This is a genomic window from Enterococcus gallinarum (assembly GCF_021496385.1).
GTDB classification, from domain to species: Bacteria; Bacillota; Bacilli; order Lactobacillales; family Enterococcaceae; genus Enterococcus_D; species Enterococcus_D gallinarum.
This window is the reverse complement of record NZ_CP050816.1, coordinates 1,956,217-1,980,773: the sequence shown is the minus strand read 5'-3', so window position 1 is coordinate 1,980,773 and position 24,557 is coordinate 1,956,217. Positions and strand designations below refer to the sequence as shown.

Annotated in this window: 20 protein-coding genes, 1 pseudogene and 1 riboswitch; of the genes and pseudogenes, 1 reads left to right on the top strand and 20 read right to left on the bottom strand. The window is 41.0% G+C overall.

What is annotated here, in order from left to right; genetic code table 11:
* Positions 1–141: 141 nt before the first annotated feature.
* The 6 genes from rlmD to HED61_RS09845 all read right to left on the bottom strand — a co-directional run bounded on the left by rlmD (position 142) and on the right by HED61_RS09845 (position 5,802).
* Entirely contained in the window at positions 142–1,518 is a 1,377-nt protein-coding gene (gene rlmD, locus HED61_RS09870) for a 23S rRNA (uracil(1939)-C(5))-methyltransferase RlmD (RefSeq protein WP_219645498.1), read from the bottom strand.
* Between the two features lie 243 nt (positions 1,519–1,761).
* The gene (gene typA, locus HED61_RS09865) at positions 1,762–3,591 is read right to left on the bottom strand and encodes a translational GTPase TypA (protein ID WP_003127228.1); all 1,830 of its coding nucleotides are present in this window, start codon (positions 3,589–3,591) and stop codon (positions 1,762–1,764) included.
* Between the two features lie 128 nt (positions 3,592–3,719).
* Positions 3,720–4,487 carry an inositol monophosphatase family protein gene (locus tag HED61_RS09860; protein ID WP_219645497.1) on the bottom strand — a complete coding sequence of 256 codons (768 nt, stop codon included), beginning with the start codon at positions 4,485–4,487 and terminating at the stop codon, positions 3,720–3,722.
* A gap of 9 nt (positions 4,488–4,496) precedes the next feature.
* Entirely contained in the window at positions 4,497–4,769 is a 273-nt protein-coding gene (locus tag HED61_RS09855; protein WP_029486895.1) for a UPF0223 family protein, read from the bottom strand.
* Between the two features lie 237 nt (positions 4,770–5,006).
* Positions 5,007–5,489, bottom strand: coding sequence for an MGMT family protein (locus HED61_RS09850; RefSeq protein ID WP_219645496.1), 483 nt, complete (start codon positions 5,487–5,489; stop codon positions 5,007–5,009).
* 64 nt (positions 5,490–5,553) lie between these two features.
* Entirely contained in the window at positions 5,554–5,802 is a 249-nt protein-coding gene (locus tag HED61_RS09845) for a hypothetical protein (protein ID WP_228073944.1), read from the bottom strand.
* Positions 5,803–6,744: 942 nt separating this feature from the next.
* Here HED61_RS09845 and HED61_RS09840 point away from each other — a divergent pair.
* Positions 6,745–7,269 (top strand): type 1 glutamine amidotransferase domain-containing protein, encoded by a 525-nt coding sequence (locus HED61_RS09840; protein WP_003127221.1) that lies wholly within the window; start codon positions 6,745–6,747, stop codon positions 7,267–7,269.
* 111 nt (positions 7,270–7,380) lie between these two features.
* On the opposite strand, the gene HED61_RS09835 is transcribed toward HED61_RS09840, so the two are convergent.
* The 14 genes and pseudogenes from HED61_RS09835 to HED61_RS09770 all read right to left on the bottom strand — a co-directional run bounded on the left by HED61_RS09835 (position 7,381) and on the right by HED61_RS09770 (position 24,547).
* Positions 7,381–8,574, bottom strand: coding sequence for an MFS transporter (locus tag HED61_RS09835; protein ID WP_113850310.1), 1,194 nt, complete (start codon positions 8,572–8,574; stop codon positions 7,381–7,383).
* 165 nt (positions 8,575–8,739) lie between these two features.
* Positions 8,740–10,146: a dihydrolipoyl dehydrogenase gene (lpdA, locus tag HED61_RS09830; RefSeq protein WP_003127217.1), complete on the bottom strand. Its 1,407-nt coding sequence runs from the start codon at positions 10,144–10,146 to the stop codon at positions 8,740–8,742.
* A gap of 7 nt (positions 10,147–10,153) precedes the next feature.
* Positions 10,154–11,794: a dihydrolipoyllysine-residue acetyltransferase gene (locus HED61_RS09825; RefSeq protein WP_005472521.1), complete on the bottom strand. Its 1,641-nt coding sequence runs from the start codon at positions 11,792–11,794 to the stop codon at positions 10,154–10,156.
* 25 nt (positions 11,795–11,819) lie between these two features.
* Positions 11,820–12,797 carry an alpha-ketoacid dehydrogenase subunit beta gene (locus tag HED61_RS09820; RefSeq protein ID WP_003127215.1) on the bottom strand — a complete coding sequence of 326 codons (978 nt, stop codon included), beginning with the start codon at positions 12,795–12,797 and terminating at the stop codon, positions 11,820–11,822.
* 2 nt (positions 12,798–12,799) lie between these two features.
* The gene (gene pdhA / locus HED61_RS09815) at positions 12,800–13,909 is read right to left on the bottom strand and encodes a pyruvate dehydrogenase (acetyl-transferring) E1 component subunit alpha (RefSeq protein ID WP_003127214.1); all 1,110 of its coding nucleotides are present in this window, start codon (positions 13,907–13,909) and stop codon (positions 12,800–12,802) included.
* A 434-nt stretch (positions 13,910–14,343) separates the two neighbouring features.
* Positions 14,344–16,935 carry a magnesium-translocating P-type ATPase gene (gene mgtA / locus HED61_RS09810; RefSeq protein ID WP_103300061.1) on the bottom strand — a complete coding sequence of 864 codons (2,592 nt, stop codon included), beginning with the start codon at positions 16,933–16,935 and terminating at the stop codon, positions 14,344–14,346.
* A 268-nt stretch (positions 16,936–17,203) separates the two neighbouring features.
* Positions 17,204–17,374: riboswitch (M-box (ykoK) riboswitch) on the bottom strand.
* A gap of 92 nt (positions 17,375–17,466) precedes the next feature.
* Positions 17,467–18,597, bottom strand: coding sequence for a non-hydrolyzing UDP-N-acetylglucosamine 2-epimerase (wecB, locus tag HED61_RS09805; protein ID WP_096710865.1), 1,131 nt, complete (start codon positions 18,595–18,597; stop codon positions 17,467–17,469).
* Between the two features lie 329 nt (positions 18,598–18,926).
* Positions 18,927–19,904, bottom strand: coding sequence for a GMP reductase (gene guaC, locus HED61_RS09800; RefSeq protein WP_003127210.1), 978 nt, complete (start codon positions 19,902–19,904; stop codon positions 18,927–18,929).
* 210 nt (positions 19,905–20,114) lie between these two features.
* Positions 20,115–20,243 (bottom strand): annotated as a pseudogene (locus HED61_RS09795) (aldo/keto reductase); the annotation flags it as partial.
* A 55-nt stretch (positions 20,244–20,298) separates the two neighbouring features.
* Positions 20,299–21,243, bottom strand: a complete 945-nt coding sequence (locus tag HED61_RS09790) for a peptidoglycan recognition protein family protein (protein WP_219645495.1) — start codon at positions 21,241–21,243, stop codon at positions 20,299–20,301.
* Between the two features lie 40 nt (positions 21,244–21,283).
* Entirely contained in the window at positions 21,284–21,589 is a 306-nt protein-coding gene (locus tag HED61_RS09785; RefSeq protein ID WP_234981381.1) for a hypothetical protein, read from the bottom strand.
* Between the two features lies 1 nt (position 21,590).
* Positions 21,591–21,902, bottom strand: coding sequence for a hypothetical protein (locus HED61_RS09780; protein ID WP_144771684.1), 312 nt, complete (start codon positions 21,900–21,902; stop codon positions 21,591–21,593).
* A 4-nt stretch (positions 21,903–21,906) separates the two neighbouring features.
* Entirely contained in the window at positions 21,907–22,266 is a 360-nt protein-coding gene (locus tag HED61_RS09775) for a hypothetical protein (protein WP_219645493.1), read from the bottom strand.
* A gap of 91 nt (positions 22,267–22,357) precedes the next feature.
* Positions 22,358–24,547 (bottom strand): SGNH/GDSL hydrolase family protein, encoded by a 2,190-nt coding sequence (locus HED61_RS09770; protein ID WP_219645492.1) that lies wholly within the window; start codon positions 24,545–24,547, stop codon positions 22,358–22,360.
* Positions 24,548–24,557: the final 10 nt, after the last annotated feature.

The following is a 24,557-nucleotide window of genomic DNA, read 5'->3' as shown; positions in this document are numbered from 1 at the left end:
AATTTTGTTCACGCACCCAGCTATACCATTCTCCAACTTATTTCCTAATCTATATCTTTTCACCTTATCAATCTGTTTCTCCAAACTAAAACAAAGAGCCAGAACCAAAATGTCCCAACTCTCAGTATATCATATCTCACTCTATCTATTTTCAAGACGTGTCAACAAGACCACACATTCCACATGAGTGGTTTGTGGGAATAGATCAACTGGCTGGACTTGTTTTGTCACATAGCCTTCTTCTGCAAATAGCGCTAGGTCACGTGCTAGTGTGGCTGGGTTGCAAGAAATATAGACAATGCGCTCTGGCTTAACCGCAGCCGTTGTCTCGATAAAGCTAGCTTCTAGACCTTTTCTTGGCGGATCGACAAAGACAACAGTTGGCTGAATGCCTTCACGTAACCATTGAGGCATAATCTTCTCCGCTTTGCCTACAAAGTAATGAACATTTTCTAAGCCATTTCTCGCAGCATTTGCTTTGGCATCTTCGACCGCTTCAGCAAGAACTTCCATTCCGAGAACTTCTTGGACACGATCAGCTAAGCTGATTCCGATGGTTCCAATGCCGGCATACGCATCCACGACAATGTCATCCGGCTGTAGATCTGCTAATTCAAACGCTTTTTGATACAGCACTTCTGTTTGGGCCGTATTGACTTGGTAGAATGATTTGGCAGAGATTTGGAACGTCTTATCGAACAATTGATCATCAATCGAAGCTTTCCCATAAAGGATTTTCTCCGCATCACCCATGATGACATTGGTTTTTTCTTCATTGATATTTTGAATCACCGATACTACTTCAGGAAGCTCTTCATGAATGACTTCAGCAATCTCTTCTCCTTTGAAAAACTTCGCTTTTCGTGTGACTAAAACGACCATCATTTCTCCCGAGTGGTGTCCGCGACGGATCACAACGTGCCGTAAAAAGCCTTCGTGAGCTTCTTCGTTGTAGGCTTTGACGTTAAAACGCTGCAAAATGTTCCGCACGGTTACGATTGCTTGATCGATCGCCGGATCTTGGATATAGAAATCTTCGATTGGTACCAGGGTATGACTATTTTTGCGGTAAAAACCAGTAGTCAACTGCCCTTTGATTTTTTGAACGGGAATCTGCGCTTTGTTACGGTAGCCAAAAGGTTGTTCCATGCCGATCGTAGGCAATACCTCAACTTGCGGCATTTTCGCGACTTTTGCTAAAACATTCTCTACTTGTTGTTGTTTGAATACCAATTGCTTTTCGTACTTCAGATGACTCAAAGGTGCGATACCGGTTCGCAATAAATCTTTATTAGGCAGTTCTTGACGATCTGGACTCGTTTGTAACAGTTTCATCACTTTGGCAAAACCAAATTTATTGCCAACTTTCAACACTTTGACTAACGCACGTTCGCCGGGTAATGTGTTTTCAATAAAAAGTAAATAGCCATCGACTTTGGCGATGCCGTTTCCTTCATGGGAAAGGTCTAAAATATCGACCTCAAATTCCTGGTTCTTCTTAACAGGATAATTTTTCATAGGTTTCTCCTTTGTGCTTGCTTTTCTCATTTTAAAAAGGAATCGCTGAAATTGCAAGCGCTGTTTATTTCGATGATGGCTCTTCGCCAACATTTTGAACAAAAAACATCCGAAGGACAGAATCGGCTGATTGCTTTTAGGCTCTGCGGCGAAGAGCCGCTGCACCACAAGAGCAATTCCTTTTCCATCCTTCGGAAAATCATCTACACGAGAAGCCTTAGACTTCCTTAGGTGTTTTATTTATCAGCTGTTTTTCTTTTTCTGTGATTTTTCCCGTTCGCTCTTGTTCAAGATTTGTTTTCTCAAACGAATGCTTTCTGGGGTTACTTCACAGTATTCATCATCGTTCAAGAATTCCAATGATTCTTCCAAAGAAAGAATGCGAGGTTTCTTGATAACGGATGTTTGGTCTTTGTTTGCTGAACGAACGTTAGTCATTTGTTTTGCTTTCGTGATATTAACGGTTAAGTCTTTGTCACGAGAGTTTTCACCAATGATCATTCCTTCGTATACTTCGGTACCTGGTTCAACAAAAACAGTTCCCCGTTCTTCAATACTCATGATCGAGTAAGTCGTTGCTTTACCTGTATCGATAGAAACCAGTGCCCCTTGATGACGACCACCGATTTGACCTTGGATCATTGGCAAATATTGATCGAAGGTGTGGTGCATGATGCCGTAACCGCGAGTCATAGATAAGAATTCTGTCGTATAACCGATCAATCCTCGAGCAGGTGCCAAGAAAATGATCCGCACTTGTCCATTTCCTGTATTGATCATGTCTTGCATTTCTGCTTTACGCATGCCCAATGATTCGATGACTGATCCCATGTATTCTTCCGGTGTATCGATTTGAACACGTTCAAATGGTTCACATTTCACACCATCAATTTCACGTTCAATGACTTCTGGACGAGAAACTTGCAATTCAAAGCCTTCACGACGCATATTTTCGATCAAGATCGACAAATGAAGTTCTCCACGGCCAGAAACGATCCATGAGTCAGGTCCAATTGGATCAACACGCAATGACACATCTGTTTGCAATTGAGCCATCAAGCGCTCTTCGATTTTACGTGCTGTAACGAATTTTCCTTCACGACCAGCAAAAGGAGAATTGTTCACGATGAATGTCATTTGTAATGTTGGTTCATCAATATGCAGTACAGGTAATGAATCTTGGTGATCAATTGGTGTCACTGTTTCACCAACGAAGATATCTTCCATTCCGGAAACCGCGATCAAATCACCGGCTTTGGCTTCTTGGATCTCTAAACGTTTCAAACCAAAGAAACCGAAAAGTTTCGTTACACGGAATTTTTTGACTTCTCCATTTAATTTCATCAATGCAACTTGGTCGCCGACTTTGATTGATCCGCGGAAGACACGGCCAATTCCGATACGTCCAACATAATCATTATAATCAAGCAATGATACTTGGAATTGCAAAGGTTCGTCACTGTTGTCGATTGGTGCTGGAATGTGTTCAATGATCGTATCGAACAATGGCGCCATCGTTTTTTGCTGATCAGCTGGATCGTCTGATGCACTAGATGTACCGTTGATTGCAGAAGCGTAAATGACTGGGAAATCTAATTGGTCGTCATCTGCCCCTAATTCAATAAATAATTCCAACACTTCATCGACAACGTGTTCTGGACGAGCAGATGGTTTATCAATTTTGTTTACAACAACGATTGGCACTAAATGTTGTTCCAACGCTTTTTTCAATACAAAACGTGTTTGCGGCATCGTTCCTTCATACGCATCAACAACTAAGACAACACCGTCGACCATTTTCATGATTCGTTCCACTTCTCCACCGAAGTCCGCGTGTCCTGGGGTATCCATGATGTTGATTTTTGTGCCATTGTATTCAACGGCCGTATTTTTTGCTAAGATCGTGATACCACGTTCTTTCTCGATCGCATTTGAATCCATCGCCCGTTCTTGTAATTGGGTATGGCTATCTAACGTTTGGGATTGTTTCAATAATTCATCAACTAATGTAGTTTTTCCGTGGTCAACGTGGGCAATAATAGCGACGTTGCGGATATCATTTCTAATATTCAATTTATAAACTCCTTTTTTGGTGACATTGCACTCGACAAGCCATTATACCAGAATTTCTTTCTGAAATATAGTGCAAAGTTTTCATTTTTACAGAAAAAAACAGATACCCGTAGATATCTGCTCGTCATTTATTGATTTGCGATCGTCAATAATTCTTGAAATGCTGTTGGTGTGCCACCAATAAACAATTCTCGACCATCTAGAGCAAGTTCCTCTCCGGTGATATTCGCCATCTTCAAACCTAATGTTTCCATTAAGATACCGCCAGGGGCATAGTCCCATGGCGCTAGGTTGGAAATATAGCCTGCGCGCTGACCTAAGACCAGCGCATTCAATTCGATGCCCGCACAACCGGTCATCCGTACACCTAGTGCCCGTTCACTCATTTCGACTTCATGATGACGATTATGCATCAACATGGGCGCATTTAATCCGATCAATCCTTCCTCTAAAGCGATATCTTTCGGCGGATCGATTTTTTTTCCGTTGCAAAAGACCCCAATTTCCGGACCACCCCAAAGAAATTCATTTTTCATGACATTATAAACAAAGCCAAAACGTCCTTGGCCTTCTTCATATACAGCAATCATGATACAGAAATTCTCTTTTTCCAACACGAAATTCATGGTTCCGTCAATAGGATCAATGATAAATACTCGTCCACTAAAATCTGAAAGTCGATCTAAACCATTTTCTTCCCCTAGAATTTTTGCTTCTGGGTCAAAGGCTTGAATCTTCTCAATTAGAAAATCCTGCGTCGCCTTATCCAGTTCAGTCACCAAATCTTTCCGACCTGATTTTGTTTCAACGATCAGAGACTCTTTATTTAGGTTTTCTTTGATTTTTTCCCCTGCTGCAATCATCCAGCTATGGATTTCACTAACGATTTCTTGCATGGTTGATTTCTACTCCTTCATTTTCAGTTTACCGCTTGTCGTCTTGGCCGCTTGAACCGTTCGATACAATGAGTATCCGCTCAAGTCTTCGAAATCTCTGCCTAAACGGCGCTCTTCCCCAATACTTGGCACAACTTTCTTAAACTGCTGATAAGCTTCTAAAAACTCCGCTGCCGGGATCCCTTTCTCGTAGGCTTGTTCTAAGCGATCCCATAGATTCATTACAATAACCATTTCATCTGTTGACCAGTCCAGATCTAGAGGATATTGATAATCACGCATTTTAATCACCCCTATTCGTCCTATTCAGTGTACCATAAAAATACAAATTGGTCAGAGACTCTGTCGCAAAATAAAAGAGGACACCTCTCAGTGAGAGTGCACCCTCTATAAAAAAATGAATGAATGTTTTGAAGAAGACCCCATAATGCCCAGGCCATATCGCCTTTTACAGACTTAATCGAGCTTAGTCCTAGCTCTAACTAAAATACGAGATACCTTAACTCATTCTACGTTGGTTCATTTAGATAGTTGTGCTAGAACTTCAGTAAAGTCTTTAACATAATAGCGTAGGTTTTTTCTTCCCTTAATAAGGATCGTATGTCCCTCGTTTTCCAAAGCGCTTTTTTGTTTCTCGATTCCGCCTGGATACTTAGGGTTTAACTCCCCATTCGCTTTTAATGTCCGCCAGAAAGGAATTTTATCTGTTTTTCTTTGTTCACTAGCCCATGCTGCGATGGAAACAAAAATACCCGCGGTGATTGGATCTGTGAAATCGGCGCCATACCTTTCTGCCAGAAACTCGCGAATCTTACTAATCGTCATCACTTGGCCTAATGGGATACGCCCCATGATTTGATTGTAATCCACTGGAGGAGCCAAAAGCATTCTCTTTCCCCCATATTTCTCAATACTCTTTTCATCTGTGATTTGCTTGATTTTCGGCATTCCTTTCGTCTCATGGAGCATCTTATTGAAATCTTTCTTTTTTTCATCGACCATACTAGTCCCTCCTTTACTTTCAAAGTACCGCCTTCTAAATCAAACTGCAATGAGAAGCTTCAAATTATTTTGAAAAAGCATGCAAAAATAAAAAATTCTTGATGATCTGAACGGATTTCCACCAATTCACGCTGATATAAAACTTTGTATATTCTGTGCCCCATTGCCATGGAATAGGTAAAGAACCATCTTCTAGCTGGTTCTCTGAGATTTTAGCGGCTTCTTGCTGACAAAGTTCTTTATCAAAAATGGTGAGCAGTTGTTCTTTCGAGAAAAAAAGTCCGATGGTTTGCTGGTGTAAGAAGTAAACCATTCTTCTGGGGCTTTCGAGACGGTTTGACGAATTTGTTGGCACAACACTTCTTGAAAATTTATGTTCTCCAAAAGAGGTTGATCATGTGTTTTTTTACAATAGTTTAGCATTTCCAAATAAACGACTAACGTATGCCTATCATCGTTGTCTCATTGAGAAAGCTATCAATGGCGGTTTGAAGGATTCCCTCCGCTTGTTGAGATAAACCAGTATATTCCACACGGATGATCATACCAGCAAAACTCACGGTGGGATTATTAGCCGGCACACCTACAGGACTCTCCTATCAGATGGCATGGGAGTAAAAAGCAGTCGAAGGTACTTGGTTCCGCCATTTCCCTTCAGAAAAATCTTTCCCACTGGACAAGTACCTCAAGATCCCCTGTATTATAGGATTTTTAGCATCAAGGCAATTGATCTCTCGTAAAATACTGCAGGCAGCTCACGCCGCAATCGGGGTGCTGTTGGGTTTCCAATTGTCTGGCTCTAAGCCGTGACCAAAGCCGCCATCCTCGTTTTGATAGACCTCTAACATCTGTATAACATTCTCCCGGCTACCGTCTTCAAAATGAATCTGCCAGCGTGCAAGTTCCAATGGACGTGCATTTTGATAAATAGATTGTCTAGCTTTTTCAAAAGGTTCCCTATTTTCACGCTCCTATTCAGTCTTGTTCAGATCTGTTCAGACTTGTTAAGGCTTGCTAAGACTTGCTAAGACTTATTGGTTACTTTGATTATGACCTAATTTATTATTCGTTACAACGCTGACACTACTAGAACTATCCCTTCATTGATCTTCTATTTTCTTTAACGACTGCTTTTTTACTCTTGCGGCTACACTTTACAGATAAATGCTAGTCGTCTTTCTTGAAAAGCATTCTTTTGGTGTTTCCTTTTCCTTGATGTTACAGTAAGAATAGCAAGAATAAAGGAGGATTTCATTTGCGCTTAGAAAATAAAAAAATCATCGCGTTAGTCGACAATGATTTCGAGGATTTAGAGCTTTGGTACCCTGTTCACCGTTTGCGAGAAGAAGGCGCTCAAGTGGATTTAGTTGGCGAAGAAGCCCATAAAAGCTATAAAGGAAAATACGGAGTTCCTGCAGAATCCGCGTTTGCTTTTGACGACATCCATGTGGCTGATTATGATGCCATCTTAGTCCCTGGCGGTTGGGCACCGGATAAACTGCGCCGATTCCCACAAGTCATTTCTTTTGTTCAAGCAATGGACAAAGAAGAAAAAGTCATTGGTCAAATATGTCATGCCGGCTGGGTCTTGATTTCCGCGAATATATTGCAAGGAAGAAAAGTGACTAGCACCCCTGGCATAAAAGACGATATGACAAACGCCGGAGCTACTTGGGTGGATACACCAGTTATCACCGACGGTCACATCGTTTCTAGCCGTAGACCACCTGACCTGCCCGATTATATGCGGGAATTCATCGCTGTTTTAGAAAAGAAATAACCCGGCTAGGCTGATTCACTTTAACGAAAAAGAGTGGCGATGATTGTTCGCCACTCTTTTTCGTTATCATTTTTGAACATTGCTCTAGCTATTTTTGTCATTCCTTGTCTGCTATTCGGAAAGATCGGAAATAGCAGAGGCCTTTGGCAGCTTACGGATCCCCCATAGCGTCAATAACGCTCCAATCAAAGCAAAGCACGTGCCGCACAATAACATCTGCCAGACACCGAAGTTCTGTAAAAGGCTGCCGCCTAAGATATTCCCCAGCACACCGCCTAATGTCGTCGCAATAATGATCAGCGTTTGTCCAAATACCCGATCTTCATCTGCCAATACATGATTGAAGAGATAAGCAGACGCTGGGATAAATAAAGCAAAACTAAAGCCCTGCAATAGGTGTGTCATTTCCATCATAACAATCGTGCTGGTAAGCAACATCATTACTCCTCTGACTGCAAATGCGATACTAGAAAACAAAAGCCAAAACTTGCTGGACTTTCTTTTGACCAAACGTTCGAAGAATATCATTCCTGGCAACTCGCATAATGCAGCAATCATTAATGAAATTCCTACTTCTTTGCTGCCGCCTCCGATCGAAGCAAAAATCTGTGCCAAGAAGCTATTGATCATTGTGTGAAAGCTGAACAGAAAGCTGAATCCTATGAATAACAAAAGTAAAAAAGGATATTTTTTTCCTAACCCACCCGAATGCTTCTCTTCTATCTTCAACGGCAGAACCCTTGTCTTCACTGTGGGCAGCAAAAGTAAGAGGACAAAAAACAGTCCTGCTTCTACTAATGCCATTATTGGGAGAAGCGCAGCCGAATAGCTCGCCAACAACTGCCCTAATAAGAAAGAGGTTGCGGCATATCCTAGTGAACCGCCTGCTCTCGAAAAACCAAAATTAATCCCATAGCCGGTGTTCACATACTCAAATGCAAGAGCATTGATAAATGACTGCATGGAAACTAGCACGATTGCACCAATGATAAAACTGATAATCGTCAGTGCTGGCAGTAATAACCCTACTAGAAGAGCGATAATCAGGCTCAGTGTCATCCCTTTTAGGACAGCAATCAAGGGAATCCTTTTTCTTTTAATGATCACTTGACTGATGAAAGGCTGAAGCGCGGCTGAAAAAATATTGATAAGTGCTAAGATCCCACCGATTTTTGCTGGATCGATCTTAAAATAAATCAGAAATAATGTGGCAAATCCATAAATTGAACAAAACATCATCCAATAAAGAAATTGCAGACTTGTATAATAGAGACGAATCGTTTTCCCACCCAATTGTTTACGCATACAATCCCCGCCTTCATCCGTTTTAGATAGCAACTTAATATAGCATAATTCAGACAGATTTGCTACAGCAATCAAGTAGGCAATCGCCAGTATTTTATGCCATTCACTGATACTTGATCCCATAAAAAAACTCGCTCATCGAAAGGATGAACGAGTCTTCTATCATTAAATATGGATTGGTAAGCCTAATGCCAACTCAGCAGCATCCATGGTGATCTCACCTAAAGATGGATGTGGGTGGATCGTTAACGCGATATCTTCTGCGTTCATACCTGATTCGATTGCAAGAGCCAATTCTGAAACCATGTCACTTGCACCTAAACCAGCGATTTGCGCACCGATGATCACATTGTCTTCTACTGTTGTTACTAAGCGGATAAATCCTTCTGTTTTACCAAGAGACAATGCACGACCATTTCCAGAGAATGGGAATTTGTAAGCTTTCGCTTCAATTCCAGCATCTTTTGCATCTTTGATCGTCATACCGACAGAAGCTAATTCTGGATCAGTAAAGGCAACCGCTGGCATTGCTTTATAATCAACAGCAACTTTTTTACCAGAAATGGCTTCAGCAGCAATTTTTGCTTCATAACTTGCTTTATGAGCAAGTGCTGCACCAGGTACGATATCTCCGATTGCAAAGATGTTTGATACGTTCGTACGGCCTTGTTTGTCGACTGTGATCAATCCACGTTCGCCAACTTCAACACCGGCTTGCTCTAAGCCCATGTCATCTGTATTCGGACGTCGACCAACTGTAACCATCACATAGTCAGCTGTCACTGATTCTTCTTTGCCATCAACAGCGTATTTAACCGTTACACTATCGCCATTATCAACAGCTTCTTTAGCCATTGCATTAGTAACGATCGTTACACCTTTTTTAGCGAAGTCTTCTTCAACTAATTTAACCATATCTTTTTCATAAGTTGGCAAAATTTGAGGAGAACCTTCAAGAATCGTTACTTCTGCTCCAAGGTTTGCATAAGCAGCACCAAGTTCAGAACCGATGACACCGCCACCGATAACAACGAATTTTTTAGGCACTTCTTTCAATGCCAATCCGCCAGTAGAATCAAGCACACGTCCACCGAATTTGAAACCAGGGATTTCAATTGGGCGAGAACCTGTCGCGATGATTGCATTGTTGAAAGAATAAGTTTGAGCTGAATCAGGATGAATCACACGTAATGTGTGATCATCAACAAAGAAAGCTTCCCCTTCAATTGTTTCAACTTTGTGTTTTTTCAATAGGAAGCCAACACCTGAAGTCAATGTTTTCACAACTTTGTTGTCTTTCCATTCTTGTGTTTTAGCAAAATCAAGTGATACGTTTTCGCTTGTTACACCAAACATTGTCGAATCTAGTGATTCTTGGTAATGATGTCCTGCTGCAATCAATGCTTTTGAAGGGATACAACCAACGTTCAAACAAACACCGCCAATGTATTCTCTTTCAATGATCGCAACTTTTTGTCCCATTTCCGCTGCGCGGATGGCAGCTACATAGCCGCCAGGTCCCGCACCGATTACAACTGTATCTAATTCAACAGCAAAATCTCCAACTACCATTTGTTAATCATCCTTCCATCATTAATAGCTCTGGATCAGCTAATAGACGTTTGATATTATTCATTGCTTGTTGCGCTGTTGCACCATCAACGATTCGGTGGTCAAAGCTCAATGAAAGTTTCATTACGCGGCCGACAACGATTTCGCCCTCAGCATTGACGATTGGTTGTTGCGCGATTGTACCAACACCCAAGATAGCTACTTCAGGGTAGTTGATTACTGGTGTGAACCAGCCACCGCCTACAGAACCAATGTTACTGATAGTGATCGTTCCGTTGCGCATGTCATCTGCAGAAAGTTTACCGTCATGAGCAAGTTTAGCTTTTTCGTTGATTTCATCAGCGATAGCAAACATTCCTTTGCGGTCTGCATCTTTGACATTTGGTACATATAACCCATGATCCGTATCCGTAGCAATACCGATATTGTAGTAGTTTTTGTACACAATTTCTTGTTTTGCATCATCGATTGAAGCATTCAAGATAGGGAATTTTTTGACTGTAGCAGTCAATGCTTTTACAACATATGGCAAGAAAGTAAGTTTTGTGCCATTGGCAGCAGCAACTTCTTTAAATTTCTTACGATTATCCCAAAGATTTGTTACTTCTACTTCATCATGCAATGTTACATGAGGTGCTGTATGTTTGCTGTTGACCATTGCTTTCGCAATTGCTTTACGTGTCGGAGTTAATGCTACACGTTCTTCTAAATCACCCAAGTTAGACTTGAAGGCTTTAGCTGGTGCTGCTGGTTTGCTTTCAGCTGCTGGTGCTTGCGCTTCTTCTTTTGCTGGAGCTGCTGCTTCTGCAGTTGCTGAAGCTCCGCCACCAGATAGGAAGTTCTCAATGTCTTCTTTTGTCACGCGGCCACCTTTGCCAGTTGCAGTTACTTGTGTGATGTCGACATCTTTTTCACGAGCAAATTGACGGACAGAAGGCATTGCTAATACACGTTTGTTTGGATCAGCAGCTTCAACGACACTTGCTGAGCCAGAAGTTTCAACTTTTTCTGGCGCTGCAGTTGGCGCTGCAGAACTAGCAGCTGGTGCACTGTTGTGTCCTGGAGCATCGATTTCTACTAATACGTCACCAACATTGGCAACTGTTCCTTCTGATACAAGGATATTTTTTACAGTGCCTGTGACTGGAGATGGGATTTCTTCAACTGATTTGTCGTTTTGAACTTCCAATAAAGTATCATCTTCATTGATGGTGTCGCCAGCTTTAACGAACCATTTTACGATTTCGCCTTCTGCAATTCCTTCACCGATATCTGGTAATTTGAATTGGAATACGCCTTCGCCTTCTGAAGAACCAGCAGATGCAGCTTCCGTTGTTGGAACAGCAGCTGGTTGTGCAGGAGTTTGGGCTTGCGCTGCCACACCTGCATCTCCTTCATTGTCTTCATGGCCAGGTGCATCGATTTCTACTAATACATCACCAACATTGGCAACTGTTCCTTCTGATACAAGGATATTTTTTACAGTACCTGTGACTGGAGATGGGATTTCTTCAACTGATTTGTCATTTTGAACTTCCAATAAAGTGTCATCTTCATTGATGGTATCGCCGGGTTTAACGAACCATTTTACGATTTCGCCTTCTGCGATCCCTTCACCGATATCCGGTAATTTAAATTGAAATGCCATTTTCTATTCTTCCCTTCTTCAACTATTAAAAGTTCACGATTTCTTTCACTTTGTCTTCGATATCTTTAGCATTTGGCAACCAGATATTTTCTGCTTGACCGAATGGGAAGATTGTATCTGGAGCAGATACACGTCCAATTGGTGCTTCTAATGAAAGAACCGCACGTTCAGAAATTTCAGAAACGACTTGAGCGCCTACGCCTGCTTGTTTTTGAGCTTCTTGAACAACAACCACACGACCTGTTTTTTCAACAGATTTAATGATTGTTTCCACATCAAGAGGAGCAACTGTACGCAAATCGATAATTTCAGCATTGATGTTTTCTTTTGCTAAGTTATCCGCTGCTTTGATTGCTTCACGAACCATTGCACCATAAGTGATGATCGATACGTCTGTTCCTTCACGAGTCACCGCTGCTTTATCCAATGGAACTTCATACGCTTCTTCTGGCACTTCTTCACGGAATGAACGGTAAAGTTTCATATGTTCTAAGAAAACAACAGGATCATTGCTGCGAATAGAAGCAATTAACAATCCTTTTGCATCGTATGGGTTTGATGGAATCACGACACGGATACCTGGTGATTGAGCAATCAATCCTTCCAAGTTATCTGAGTGCAATTCTGGTGTATGCACACCACCACCAAATGGTGAACGAATCGTAATTGGCAAGTTGCGTGTGCCGCCCATACGGTAGCGAGTACGTGCCATTTGTCCAACGATTTCATCAAATGTTTCAAAAACGAATCCGAAGAATTGAATTTCTGGAACTGGACGGAAACCTTCTAGTGCTAAACCAAAAGCTAAACCGCCGATACCAGATTCAGCAAGAGGGGTATCGAAAACACGATCTTCACCGAATTTTTCTTGTAAACCTTCTGTTGCCCGGAAAACCCCGCCGTTTTTACCGACGTCTTCACCAAAGACTAAAATTTCTTTGTCGTTTTCCATTTCAACAGCTAAGGCATCTGTAATTGCTTGAATCATTGTTTTTTGTGCCATGACTATTTCGACTCCTTCGCTTCGTAAGTTGCAATTTGTTCTTTAATGTTTTGAGGTTGTACTTCAAACATATTTTTCAAGAAATCTGAAACTTTTTGTTTAGGTACACGGTCAGCTTCAGCGATTGCAGCTTTGATTTCTTCTTTAGTTTGTTCAATGATTTGTTCTTCTTTTTCTTCAGACCATAGTCCTTTTTCAGTCAAGTACGTACGGAAGCGAACCAATGGGTCTTTTTGTTGCCATTCGCTGTCCATATCTTTTGAACGGTAACGCGTTGGGTCATCCCCTGATAATGTGTGTGGACCATAACGGTAAGTCAATGTTTCAATCAAAACTGGTCCATTGCCATTTGCTGCCCATTCACGAGCTGCTTTTGAGACAGTGTAAACTGCTAATGGATCCATACCATCCACTTGGATTCCTGGGATACCAGCTGCAGCTGCTTTTTGAGCTAATGTTGGCGCAGCACTTTGAACTTCACGAGGTGTTGAAATCGCAAAACCGTTGTTTTGGATGTAGAATACAGCGTTTGCATGGTAAGCGCCAGCAAAGTTGATTGCTTCATAGAAGTCCCCTTGTGAAGAACCGCCATCACCTGTATAAGTGAAGACAACATTTTTCTTGTTGCGCTTTTTCAGACCAAGAGCTACACCAGCAGCTTGCACGTATTGCGCACCGATAATGATTTGTGGTGGTAAAGCTTGCAAGTCTTCTGGATAAAGGTTTCCAGCTACGTGTCCGCGAGACCATAAGAACGCTTCTTTCAATGGAAGGCCGTGTTGGATCAATTGAGGGACATCACGGTAACCAGGTAAAAGCACATCTTCTTTTTCAAATGCAAAATGACTTGCTAATTGACTTGCTTCTTGACCAGCTGTTGGCGCGAAGAAACCTAGACGACCTTGACGGTTTAACGCAGTAGAGCGTTGGTCTAATACACGGGACCATACCATGCGAGTCATCAACTCGACTAATTCGTCGTCACTTAGATCAGGTACTAAATCTGGATTTACGATTTTTCCGTCTTTATCTAATGCTTGATAAGTTGGAAAATCTGCATTGACTTGCTCCAAAATTGCTTGGAAATCAAGTGCTTTTTGTTTTTTTGCCATCTTGACACACTTTCCTCTCTGATATAAAAATTCACTTTCGAATGTAACAGGGATAAAATCTGTATCATCGAAAAATCATTTACTACTATAAATTATCATTTAAACGAGAATAAGACAAGTGAAAAGGTATTTTTTTTTAATAAAACGATTCCCATTAGACCAACTCTTAAGAAACGATTAGTGAAAACAATCACATTTAAGCAATCGCTTTCTTGCTTTGCTCCTTATTAAATTCTTTTTTTCTTTTAAGAATAGTACAGACTTCGCCTTTTAACTAAACAGAAACGTAACACCTCGAGGACTTTCCCTTGTGAATGTTCCGACTTAGTAAAATTAGTTTTTTTTGATAATGAGAAAAAAATAATACAGAAGAGAATAAAAAAGAAACAGATAGCATAAAAGTTAAAATCTTTTATGACTATCCGTTTCTTTTCTCAGATCCACTCTTTTGTATAATGGATATAGATTCTCTTAGCTACTTCTACGCTTACCAGGTAGGCAAGAATAATGCCGACAAACCATGGCCAGTAAGAAGATGGTAGCGCTGCAAAATCAAAGACTGTGTGCAGCGGCGACAAGATAATACCGAAACCCACCAAAATCGCAAGAACGCTTGACAGTAAGACTGCTGGCGATGCGATACTTTGGAAAAATGGCAGTTTACGCGTCCGGACCATATGCACGACTAATGTTTGCGTCACAAGACCGATCATGAACCAGCCGGCTTGGAACAGCGCTTGTTCTTGAATGGTATTTGCTTGGAACACATGCCACATCACGAAGAATGTCAAGATATCAAAAATACTGCTGACTGGTCCAATGCTTACGGTGAATTTCAATAAGCCTCTGACTTGCCACTTGACTGGTTTTTCTAGTTCTTCCACATCCACATTATCCCAAGGAATAGTCAACTGTGCCATATCATAGACTAGATTTTGCACCAGCAATTGAATAGAAAGCATTGGCAAGAAAGGCAAGAATGCACTAGCGACAAGAATCGAAAAAACATTCCCAAAGTTTGAACTCAATGTCATCTTGATGTATTTCATCATGTTTGTGAAAACTTTACGGCCTTCAATGACGCCTTTATCTAACACATTCAAGCTTTTTTCTAATAAAATGATCGAACTTGCGTCTTTGGTAATGTCTGCGGCCGTATCTACAGAAATACCGACATCAGCAGCCCGCAGTGCAGGCGCATCATTGATTCCATCTCCCATAAATCCGACAGTATGACCATCGGCTTGCAGCGACTGAATGATGCGTGACTTTTGCATAGGATTCAACTTAGCAAATAGATTGACCGCTTCTGCTTTTTCAGCCAATTCTTCATCAGAGAGACGATCAACGTCTATCCCTAGAAGATAGTCGTTCACTTCGATCCCCACATCTTTACACACCTTTTGCGCCACGATCGCATTGTCACCAGTCAAAACTTTCACGTTGACACCATGACCATGTAATGAAGCAATAGCTGTTTTTGCGGACTCTTTCGCTGGGTCTAAAAAGCCCATGAATCCGATCATGATCATATCTTGTTCATCTTCAACTGTGTAGACGGCTTCTGCGTGAGCATCTCGCTTGATTGCTACTGTTAGGACACGCATGCCCTGTTTGTTCAAGCGGTGATTTACCTCACGAAGTTTTTCTCTTAATTCATCTGTCAATTCCAGAACTTGTCCGTTGACTTCCACGTATTTGCAGACTTTCTCCATTTCCTCAGCAGCACCTTTTGTGACCATGATCTGGTGCCCATCTGCTTTGACAACCACTGTTAAACGCCGGCGGGAAAAGTCAAAGGGGATTTCATCCACTTTGATGACTTCTTGATAAGGCGCTTGGCGCTCTGTATCTTCGAAGTAGTTCAATACCGCAATATCCATCAAATTTTTCCAACCTGTTTGATAGTAGGAATTCAAATAGGTCATATCCAACACTTGTTGGTCTTCTTTACCAAACGGATTCAGATGCTGCACTAATACGACGCGATCTTCAGTGATCGTGCCGGTTTTATCCGTACATAAAACGTCCATACTGCCCAAGTTTTGAATCGAAGGCAATTCTTTGACGATCACTTTTTCTTTAGCTAACGACATGGCACCTTTTGCCAAATTACTTGTGACGATCATTGGCAACATTTCCGGAGTCAAGCCAACAGCTACAGCGATTGCGAAGAAAAGGGCTTCTCCCCAGTCGCCTTTTGTCAATCCATTGATCAAAAAGACGATGGGAAACAAAACCATTACCATTCGCAGCAACAATTTACTGACTTTCGTCAAACCATCCTCAAAAGTAGTCTTTCCTCGTTTTGACGTTGCATTTTTGGCAATATCACCAAAAAAAGTACTTTGACCGGTTTTTAAAATAATTGCTTTACCTTGTCCACTAAGGACATCCGTTCCCATGAAAACCAAATCTTGCATATCTAATGCGGAAATCGTTTCTTTAGAATCTTTGATCCCAGCATCGACAAATTTTTCCACCGGCATAGATTCTCCGGTCAGAGAAGATTGATTGATAAATAAATCTTTTGTCCAAATCAAAATAGCATCTGCCGGAATCATATCCCCGGTTGCCAATGTCACGATGTCTCCTGGTACGACTTCATCCATCGGAATCTCGATCGTTTCGCCGTCTCGAGTGACAGAACATGTATTTTCAATTAATTCTTTTAAGGCCAAACTTGCTTTTTGCGAACGATATTCTTGCACGAATGTGATCGTAACACTTGCTAAGATCATGATTCCCATCACGACCACTGCTTCATAATCACCTGTGAAAAAAGAAATGACCATCAGCAAAGCCAAAACTAATACAAAAGGATCTTTGAAAGCACTTAAAAACATCAGCCAAGCAGGTGTTGGTTTTTGTGCATCTACTTGGTTTGGTCCATATTCTTCCAGACGTTCTGCTGCATCCTCTTTTGATAGTCCATTAAACGAAGTCCGCATTTCCATCAGCAACTCTCTTTCCGAAAGTTGTGCAAGTAATTTTAATTCTTGATCTTTAGATAATTTTTTTAACATCTTCTTTTCCTCCTATAACTAGGAGTTGCATTTGCTACCCCTAGCATTCTTTTTATTGTTCCTCTGGGGACTGGGGTATTCCATGTTCATCTTCCTCTCTGTTTATCAAGCAAGAAACTCTGGATCATGCAGAAGTGTTGGTCAAAAATAAAGGCAGTCAGCAATTGTCTTGCAGCACCTCATAAAGGTCTGTATGTATCAGCTAAAATAAAGGCATCAGTGACCATTAACACAAAAAACGCATGCTCCCAATAAGCATGCGTAAAAAACTCATGATCATTGTAGAGCTTTAGCACTATAGGGCGTAGATAACTTGACGTTATCAGCTGCTTTGGGTTTAACCTTCACGATTAGACCTGTCCTACCAACTAAGCATCTCTCGATACTTTTGCGGCAGCAGCTTGTGTCCATATAGGAGCCTCACCTAACAATTATTTATTTCTATCCTCACTATAGTCTATCTAATTATATAGGTCAACCATTATGTGAAAATACTTTTGTTATTTTTCAATTCCATTTTCAGTTTTTGGATCATTGGATCGAAGGATCTGCCATTCCGGACAGACGGTAATATTGAGCCAATACTTCTTTGATTCGCTGACTTGCTTTACCATCACCATAAGGATTTTCAGCATGCGCCATTGCGGTATATGCAGCGTGATCCTGCAACAACTGCTTCGTTGCTTGATACACATCCTCTTCCCCTGTACCGACCAATTTCAACGTTCCTGCCGCAATGCCTTCTGGACGTTCAGTTGTGTCCCGCAACACCAATACAGGAACACCGAGAGAAGGGGCTTCTTCCTGGACACCGCCGGAATCAGTTAGAATCAATGTGCTTTGGTTGGCAAAATTGTGAAAATCGATGACATCTAAAGGTTCAATCAATGTAACATTCTCTAAAGCACCCAGAGTTTCTTGAGCAATTTCTCGAACTTTGGGATTTTTATGCATCGGAAAAACGACTGAGACTTCTGGAAACTCGCCTGCGATTCGAGCCAATGCCTGAAAAACATTCTTCATCGGCTGACCTAAATTCTCTCTGCGGTGCATCGTCAACAAAATCTTTCGCTGTTTTTTGTCTGTTAGTGTAGGATGCTGATAGTCTTGAGAAACAGTGTAGCGCATGGCATCAATCGCGGTATTGCCAGTGACAAAGATGGCTTCTGGATCATGATTTTCCGCAAGTAGATTTTCTTTACTTTGAAGCGTTGGAGCAAAGTAAAGATCCGCTAGCACATCGATGAGTTGCCGGTTGGCTTCTTCCGGATAGGGTGATCGTTTATTCCACGTCCGCAAACCAGCTTCAACATGACCGATCGGAATCTGAGCGTAAAAAGCTGCGGTTGCTGCGGCATATGCCGTTGTTGTGTCACCATGAACAAGCACAATTGACGGTTTTTCTTGGTGGAGAATCGGTTCTAATTCCAGCAAGACTTTTGTAGTGATGCCGGTCAATGTCTGTCCCAATGTCATGATATCCAAGTCGTAATCAGGTTCGATCTCAAAAACCTCTAATACTTGATCTAACATCTCGCGATGTTGGGCTGTCACCACGACAATTGATTGAAATCGAGGATCAGCCTCTAATTCTTTTACCAAAGGCGCCATCTTGATGGCTTCCGGTCTTGTCCCAAAAACGGACATTACTTTGATAGTCAAACACTCACCTGCTTCTTTCTGCATGTTTACTTTATTGTTATTGCTCTTACTCACTTAGTCAACTGAATATCCGCTTTTAGCTCAGAATATTTTTTTAGTTTTTTTTCATCATTTCTTCTATTATAACGAAAGATTAAGAAAAACCAAATAGTCGATAGAGATGATTCCACAAAAAGCAGAAGGTCAGCGCTGAAAATAAAAAAACCAAAAGACTTGTTGCCCTCAGCAGCAAGTGATAAGAATGTTTTCCTATCGCTTGCTGCAAGACCAAGAAATCTTTTGGATCGAACTTTTATTCATGCCACTGTCAATTCTACAGCCGAAGCAACTTAAATTGTATCGCCATTGAAAATCGAGTTTTTCACGATCACATAATCAACTTTTCGAATCGATTCGAGGTCTTTGCCACCGGCATAGGAGATCGATGATTGTAGATCTTGCTGCATCTCAACCAAAGTATCTTTCAAAGAACCTTTGTAAGGGATCCAGATTTTTTTCCCTTCGACGTTTTTCTTTTCCCCTTTTTGGAATTCAGAAGCAGAGCCAAAGTATTCTTTTAAAACGACACCATTTTCGACTTTTGTTTCCCCAGGAGATTCTTCATGTCCAGCAAACAATGAACCAATCATGACCATCGTTGCCCCAAAACGAACAGATTTTGCGATATCTCCATGGGTGCGGATTCCCCCATCGGCGATAATCGGCTTGCGAGCTGCTTTTGCACACCAGCGTAATGCAGCTAATTGCCACCCACCAGTTCCAAAACCAGTTTTGATTTTAGTGATACAAACTTTCCCTGGTCCGATCCCAACTTTCGTTGCATCCGCGCCGGCATTTTCCAATTCTCGGACCGCTTCAGGTGTACCAACGTTCCCTGCGATCACAAAAGCATCTGGTAAATGTTTTTTGATATGTTGGATCATATTGATGACAGCATTGGAATGTCCATGGGCAATATCGATCGTAATGTAATCAGGCACCAGTCCTTCAGCAGCCAATGTTTCGACAAAAGTATACTCATAGTCTTTGACACCGACACTGATCGAAGAGATCAGGCCTTTTTCCTTCATTTTTTTGATAAAAGGAATGCGGGCTGCTTCGTCAAAACGATGCATAATATAAAAATAGCCGTTTTCAGCTAAAAATTCTGCGATTGATTCATCAATGATCGTTTGCATATTTGCAGGAACGACCGGCATTTTAAATGAATGTTTGCCTAAAGTAACCGTCGTATCACATTCTGAACGGCTATTCACGATACATTTATTAGGGATCAATTGTATATCTTCGTAATCAAAAACTTTCATGTCAAACATAAAAATATCCTCCAAATCTTGATAAGAGTGAAGCAAGCATCAAATGGCTGTCGCCTATTTTTAATGCCCACAACAATTTAAACCAGCTCACTCATAAATACAAGTGTTTTAGAATCTTTTTTTTAAAAAGCAACAGGAATGTTCGTCTTTTACGAACATTCCTGAGATAGTTTCCATTAAATAAAGGGTTTCTTCTTTTTTTTAAGGTAAAATATTGCCAGCTGCCAAATATACTTCATACCATTCTTGGCGTGTCAACACAATCGTAGATGCCTTAGCGATCTCTTCGATACGATGCGGCGTCATCGTGCCTGCGATCACCTGCATATTTGGTTATTTGGACACATAAAAAAGCCCCCTACTCAAAAGAGTAAGGGGTGTTTGTTTACCATGGAAGCTTATTGTTGTTCAATGCTCGTTGTAATGCTTTGACCATGTTAGAAGTCGGGCTGATAATTCCATCAACCGTTGTCTTCAAGGCTCGTTGCATAGCTTTAATCATTTCTGTTCCGCACAATCCATCGATCGCACCTTTGTATAAACCTTTTGCTTTCAACCGTTTCTGCCATGTACGAATCAGGGTTGAACCTTTAAGCGTATTATCAAATTGCGCCGCATAAAGGTTCTTGTTGCACACTTGTCGATACTGATGGCTGATTTCATCATCTGGTGTGATACCTTCGTACTGCATCGCTTTATTGGCAGTGCTTGGTCCAAACATACCGTCTTCTGAGATTTTATTGGTGTTTGGTTTTACAGATGGTGTGCTAGGTTTAGCTGCTGAATTAGAACCGCTAGTCTTGCCAAACGCCGCATCTTTGAAACGTTCCAGCTCACTTGGCTTTGCTACCCATGGAGCTGGACAGTTCTTGCCAGTAACATCATAGTGGCGCCAAATCTTATTCCGAGTGATATTTGGATATTTTGCAATCAGTTCTTTAACGGCTTTAACGGTGTTCTGGAATGTTTTTTCAGTGATATTTCCATTTCTATCCAAGCACATCTCCACGCCAATAGCGCCATAATTAGCATTACCGATTTGTGAATACAAAGGCTTGTAGATAGATCCATCAGAATTGTATCTAACCGTATCGTTTGCGTGGTAAGCGACCTCATCTAATGGAATGATACAAATAGCTTCATTGTCATCCACAAACAAATGAGCGGATGCATAAACGCCATTCAGATTATTGAAGTAGTCTTTGTGATTTCGGGCAGTACCACCGTTGTTAGCCGTGTAATGCATGATAATTCCTTTGATTCCGTAGTTCTTGATCCCTGGACGAGAAAACTTATTGATTCTGATATATTCGTATTTGATGAAACTCATTTATATCATCCTTTCTACATTAAAAAAGAGCAGCCAATGGCTACTCCTTTTTTTCTGTGAACTCTTGTCCGTCACCGTAATCGGGTTCCGATTTGTTGCCTTTAATAAACCCAGCGCCTAAGTCATAGAATCCGCCTGCTGCCAATCCTGACAAGAATCCTGCCCAACCAAACACAATCAATTGATCTGGTACCATTGTAGCGGCGTATACAATCCCGACTGCTGTCCCTAGCAAAATGTTAATGACTGGCAACAATTTGTTATCTGGAATCATTTTCTTTACTAATCCTGTCACTCCCATAACCGTTCCTGTAATTACTGTTGCTGCCGTTAAAATATGTTCCATGTTAAATTCCACCTTTCAATATTGCATTTTCATTTTTCAATTCTTCGTTCTCGTCTTCTAACTCTTCAACCAGTTTTTGATAGTAAGCAATTTCCTTCTCATACTTATTTTTGATATCTGAAATTTCTGCTTCGAGTTTATCGACTTTCTTCTCTAACTTATCTACCATCTCCTGATACTTTCTGTAGAGAACATCGGCATTTTCGGTATTGGTCTTTTCGAGATTTGCTTTGTTAGAATATTTAGTTCCTAAATAGGTGATATACCCACCGCCAAGAGCCACAATGATCGTAGTCAAGTTGATGTCTCCCACAGTATCAGTCCTCCTTGATGGCAATTCCCATCGCAAGGAATGCCATTGCCAAGGATAAAATGCCGATTGTATTTGGTGGTGCAGATAAAACAAAAGACACCCCGAAGAGTGTCCAAAAGAATGTTAGTAGTACTAGCACTGTATGCTTTAATTTCTTGTTATTGATCACAATTCCCAATATTTTGAGAAAACCCAATATCATAAACACTGCGCTGATTGCTCGATAATCGAACAGTTCGTCAACCAACTGATATACTCTGTACTCTTGCAAAATTTCAGGGTGCAAAAGCAACTGCAAACCGTATAAAACCGAAACGATACTGAGAACTAAACTATCCCATTTGAGGATAATTATATTTTTCATATGCCACCTACTTTCCTAAAATAAAATCCACAACACGATTAGCCAAAAAAGCAGACAACCAAGAATGATTGTCCGCTAGATAATATTTTTATTAATATAAACCTAATGCCTTCCTAGCCTTATCAAACATAATAGTCATGCCCGATTCATTAGGATGCAAGCCGTCTGATGTGAAATTTGCTGCGCTGACGTGGTTAAAGCCCGCCTTTGCAAAATCTAGAATATCAGCCCCAAATGATTCTCCTATCTTCCGAATGCGATCATTGTAAGAGGCCAAAGTATCCCCGTTAGCATTTGTGCGAGGATATGGACCACGTGAATTTATCGGAATAGTAGCGCAATAGACTTTTGCCGTGGGATATTTATTCACTACTTTGTTTAATAATATTCCGTATGCTTCTCCGAAGGTTGTTGTTACGTTAGGTAATGCGCTAGTCCCGTCAAAAGTCCCAATAGGCACATTATTGTTGAAATCATTAACACCCATATAAACAATAATTATATCTGGATTGTCAGTTTGACTGTCCAAAAGCTCAGCTCTCGTTATACCGGCTGAATCAGTGCCTCCTGTAGTCGTGACGCGACTGCCCGACCATGAATTATTAACCAACAATTCAAGCTTGCCAGAAGACTTATCAATCAACTTCTTCCACCAAGTCAAATTCACATCTTTAATAGCTCCTGATGAAGGATAAAACGCAACGTTTCCAGTGGGAATATATCCTGCGTAAGTGGTTATGGAATCGCCTAAAAAACTTATTTTCTTAGTAATGGCATCAACTGCTTTTGTTGTCACAACTGATACAGGCGTCCCGGGGAAAGAATATGCAGTCGTTGTCAAAACGAACATACCGATAAACACATGGCTTTTAATTATTTGTTCTCGAAACGGTTTGTAATTTGGACCTCCACGATCCTCCATATATTTGGCACTATAGAAACTGAACATATCTTTAGCTGAATAAACAGCGCCTTGGTCTCTGCGCACAAACACATATACATACGGCCCCTCTGTGACGCCACCTATAGCAGCTTGAATTTCATCGAATGTATAAGTGAACCCTTGTGCTGGGATTGAGATTCCAGCTCCTCCATAAATCCATTTGTAATTCGATCCCCACGTTGCAAAACAAGGAATTGCTTTAACTTTAAATTCTTTTTTTTCGTAATCGATCGTTAAAACGTCTTCGGAGTGTGGAACTGACACTAGCCAACCTTTATCGTATGTATAGGTTATTTTCGAAAAATTACCTATTTCTAACGATTGTCTAGTATTTTTATATCCAGGAGAGACTTTTACTGAAACTTCTCCCCCGTTTGCTTTAGCTGTGTCTCGTATACTCATAGAAAAATACTTAGCACCCACAGGAACTGTGTATGTACTAAGTTGATCCGTTATGGTCCAAATATCCCCCCTAACAAATTGACTAGCAGAACTGTCTGCAAAAAAGGTTATAAACACTGGGCCTGTGTCTGAGTTCCCAACTTTGCCGTTTCGATATATGATATCACCATCATTGACCGCAGTTAGCTTTGTTCTTCCCCAGTAAGGTTGATAACCAACTTCTCCCTTTTTTACTATTTTCCCATCATTTACGCTGTAATATTCATCGGCAATATACGTATCAACTAAATTTACGAAATCAGGAGTAAGGAAATCGGTTTTTTTGATTGTTACAGCACCATCTACTACATTAGTCGTATTGACAGCGTCCTTACCAACAACAGCAACACTTCCGCCTGTCATCGATTCTTTAACTTCTTGTGACAGCATTGGTAATGTAACTTGTTCATTTCCACCCTTGTCGACCTTGGACATTCCTAAATAACTAATATCCGTTCTAAATTTGTTTGAATCAGCCAGAATTGCTACCAAAGCACTAAACTCTGCTTTTTGCGCAATCCCAACAGCTTCACCAGCTAGTCGCTGCACCGTCAATTCAAACTCTTTTAACTGGGTCGTTTTCCCATTTTGCAAAATTTGAATACTAGCGAACACTTTGCCCGGAGTCAACATGTTTTGCGGATATTCAATTCTAAAAATACTATTTGATTTATCAACTACAGAAAACGCTGATAAGTCAGTTATCCCGCTTGCTTCATTATGCCAATTAAGGTTTAAAGTCAGGCCCGGCACTTCGCCAACACTTCCGTTGTTAGTGACCTGAACAGTAAGTGTACGACCTTTATAGTCCCCCTGAGAAACGAACTGCTTCTGCACAAAGCTATCATTCGCTCTATCAATCACTAAATCGACATCTCTAAATTGATCTAGTTCCAAATCCATCACT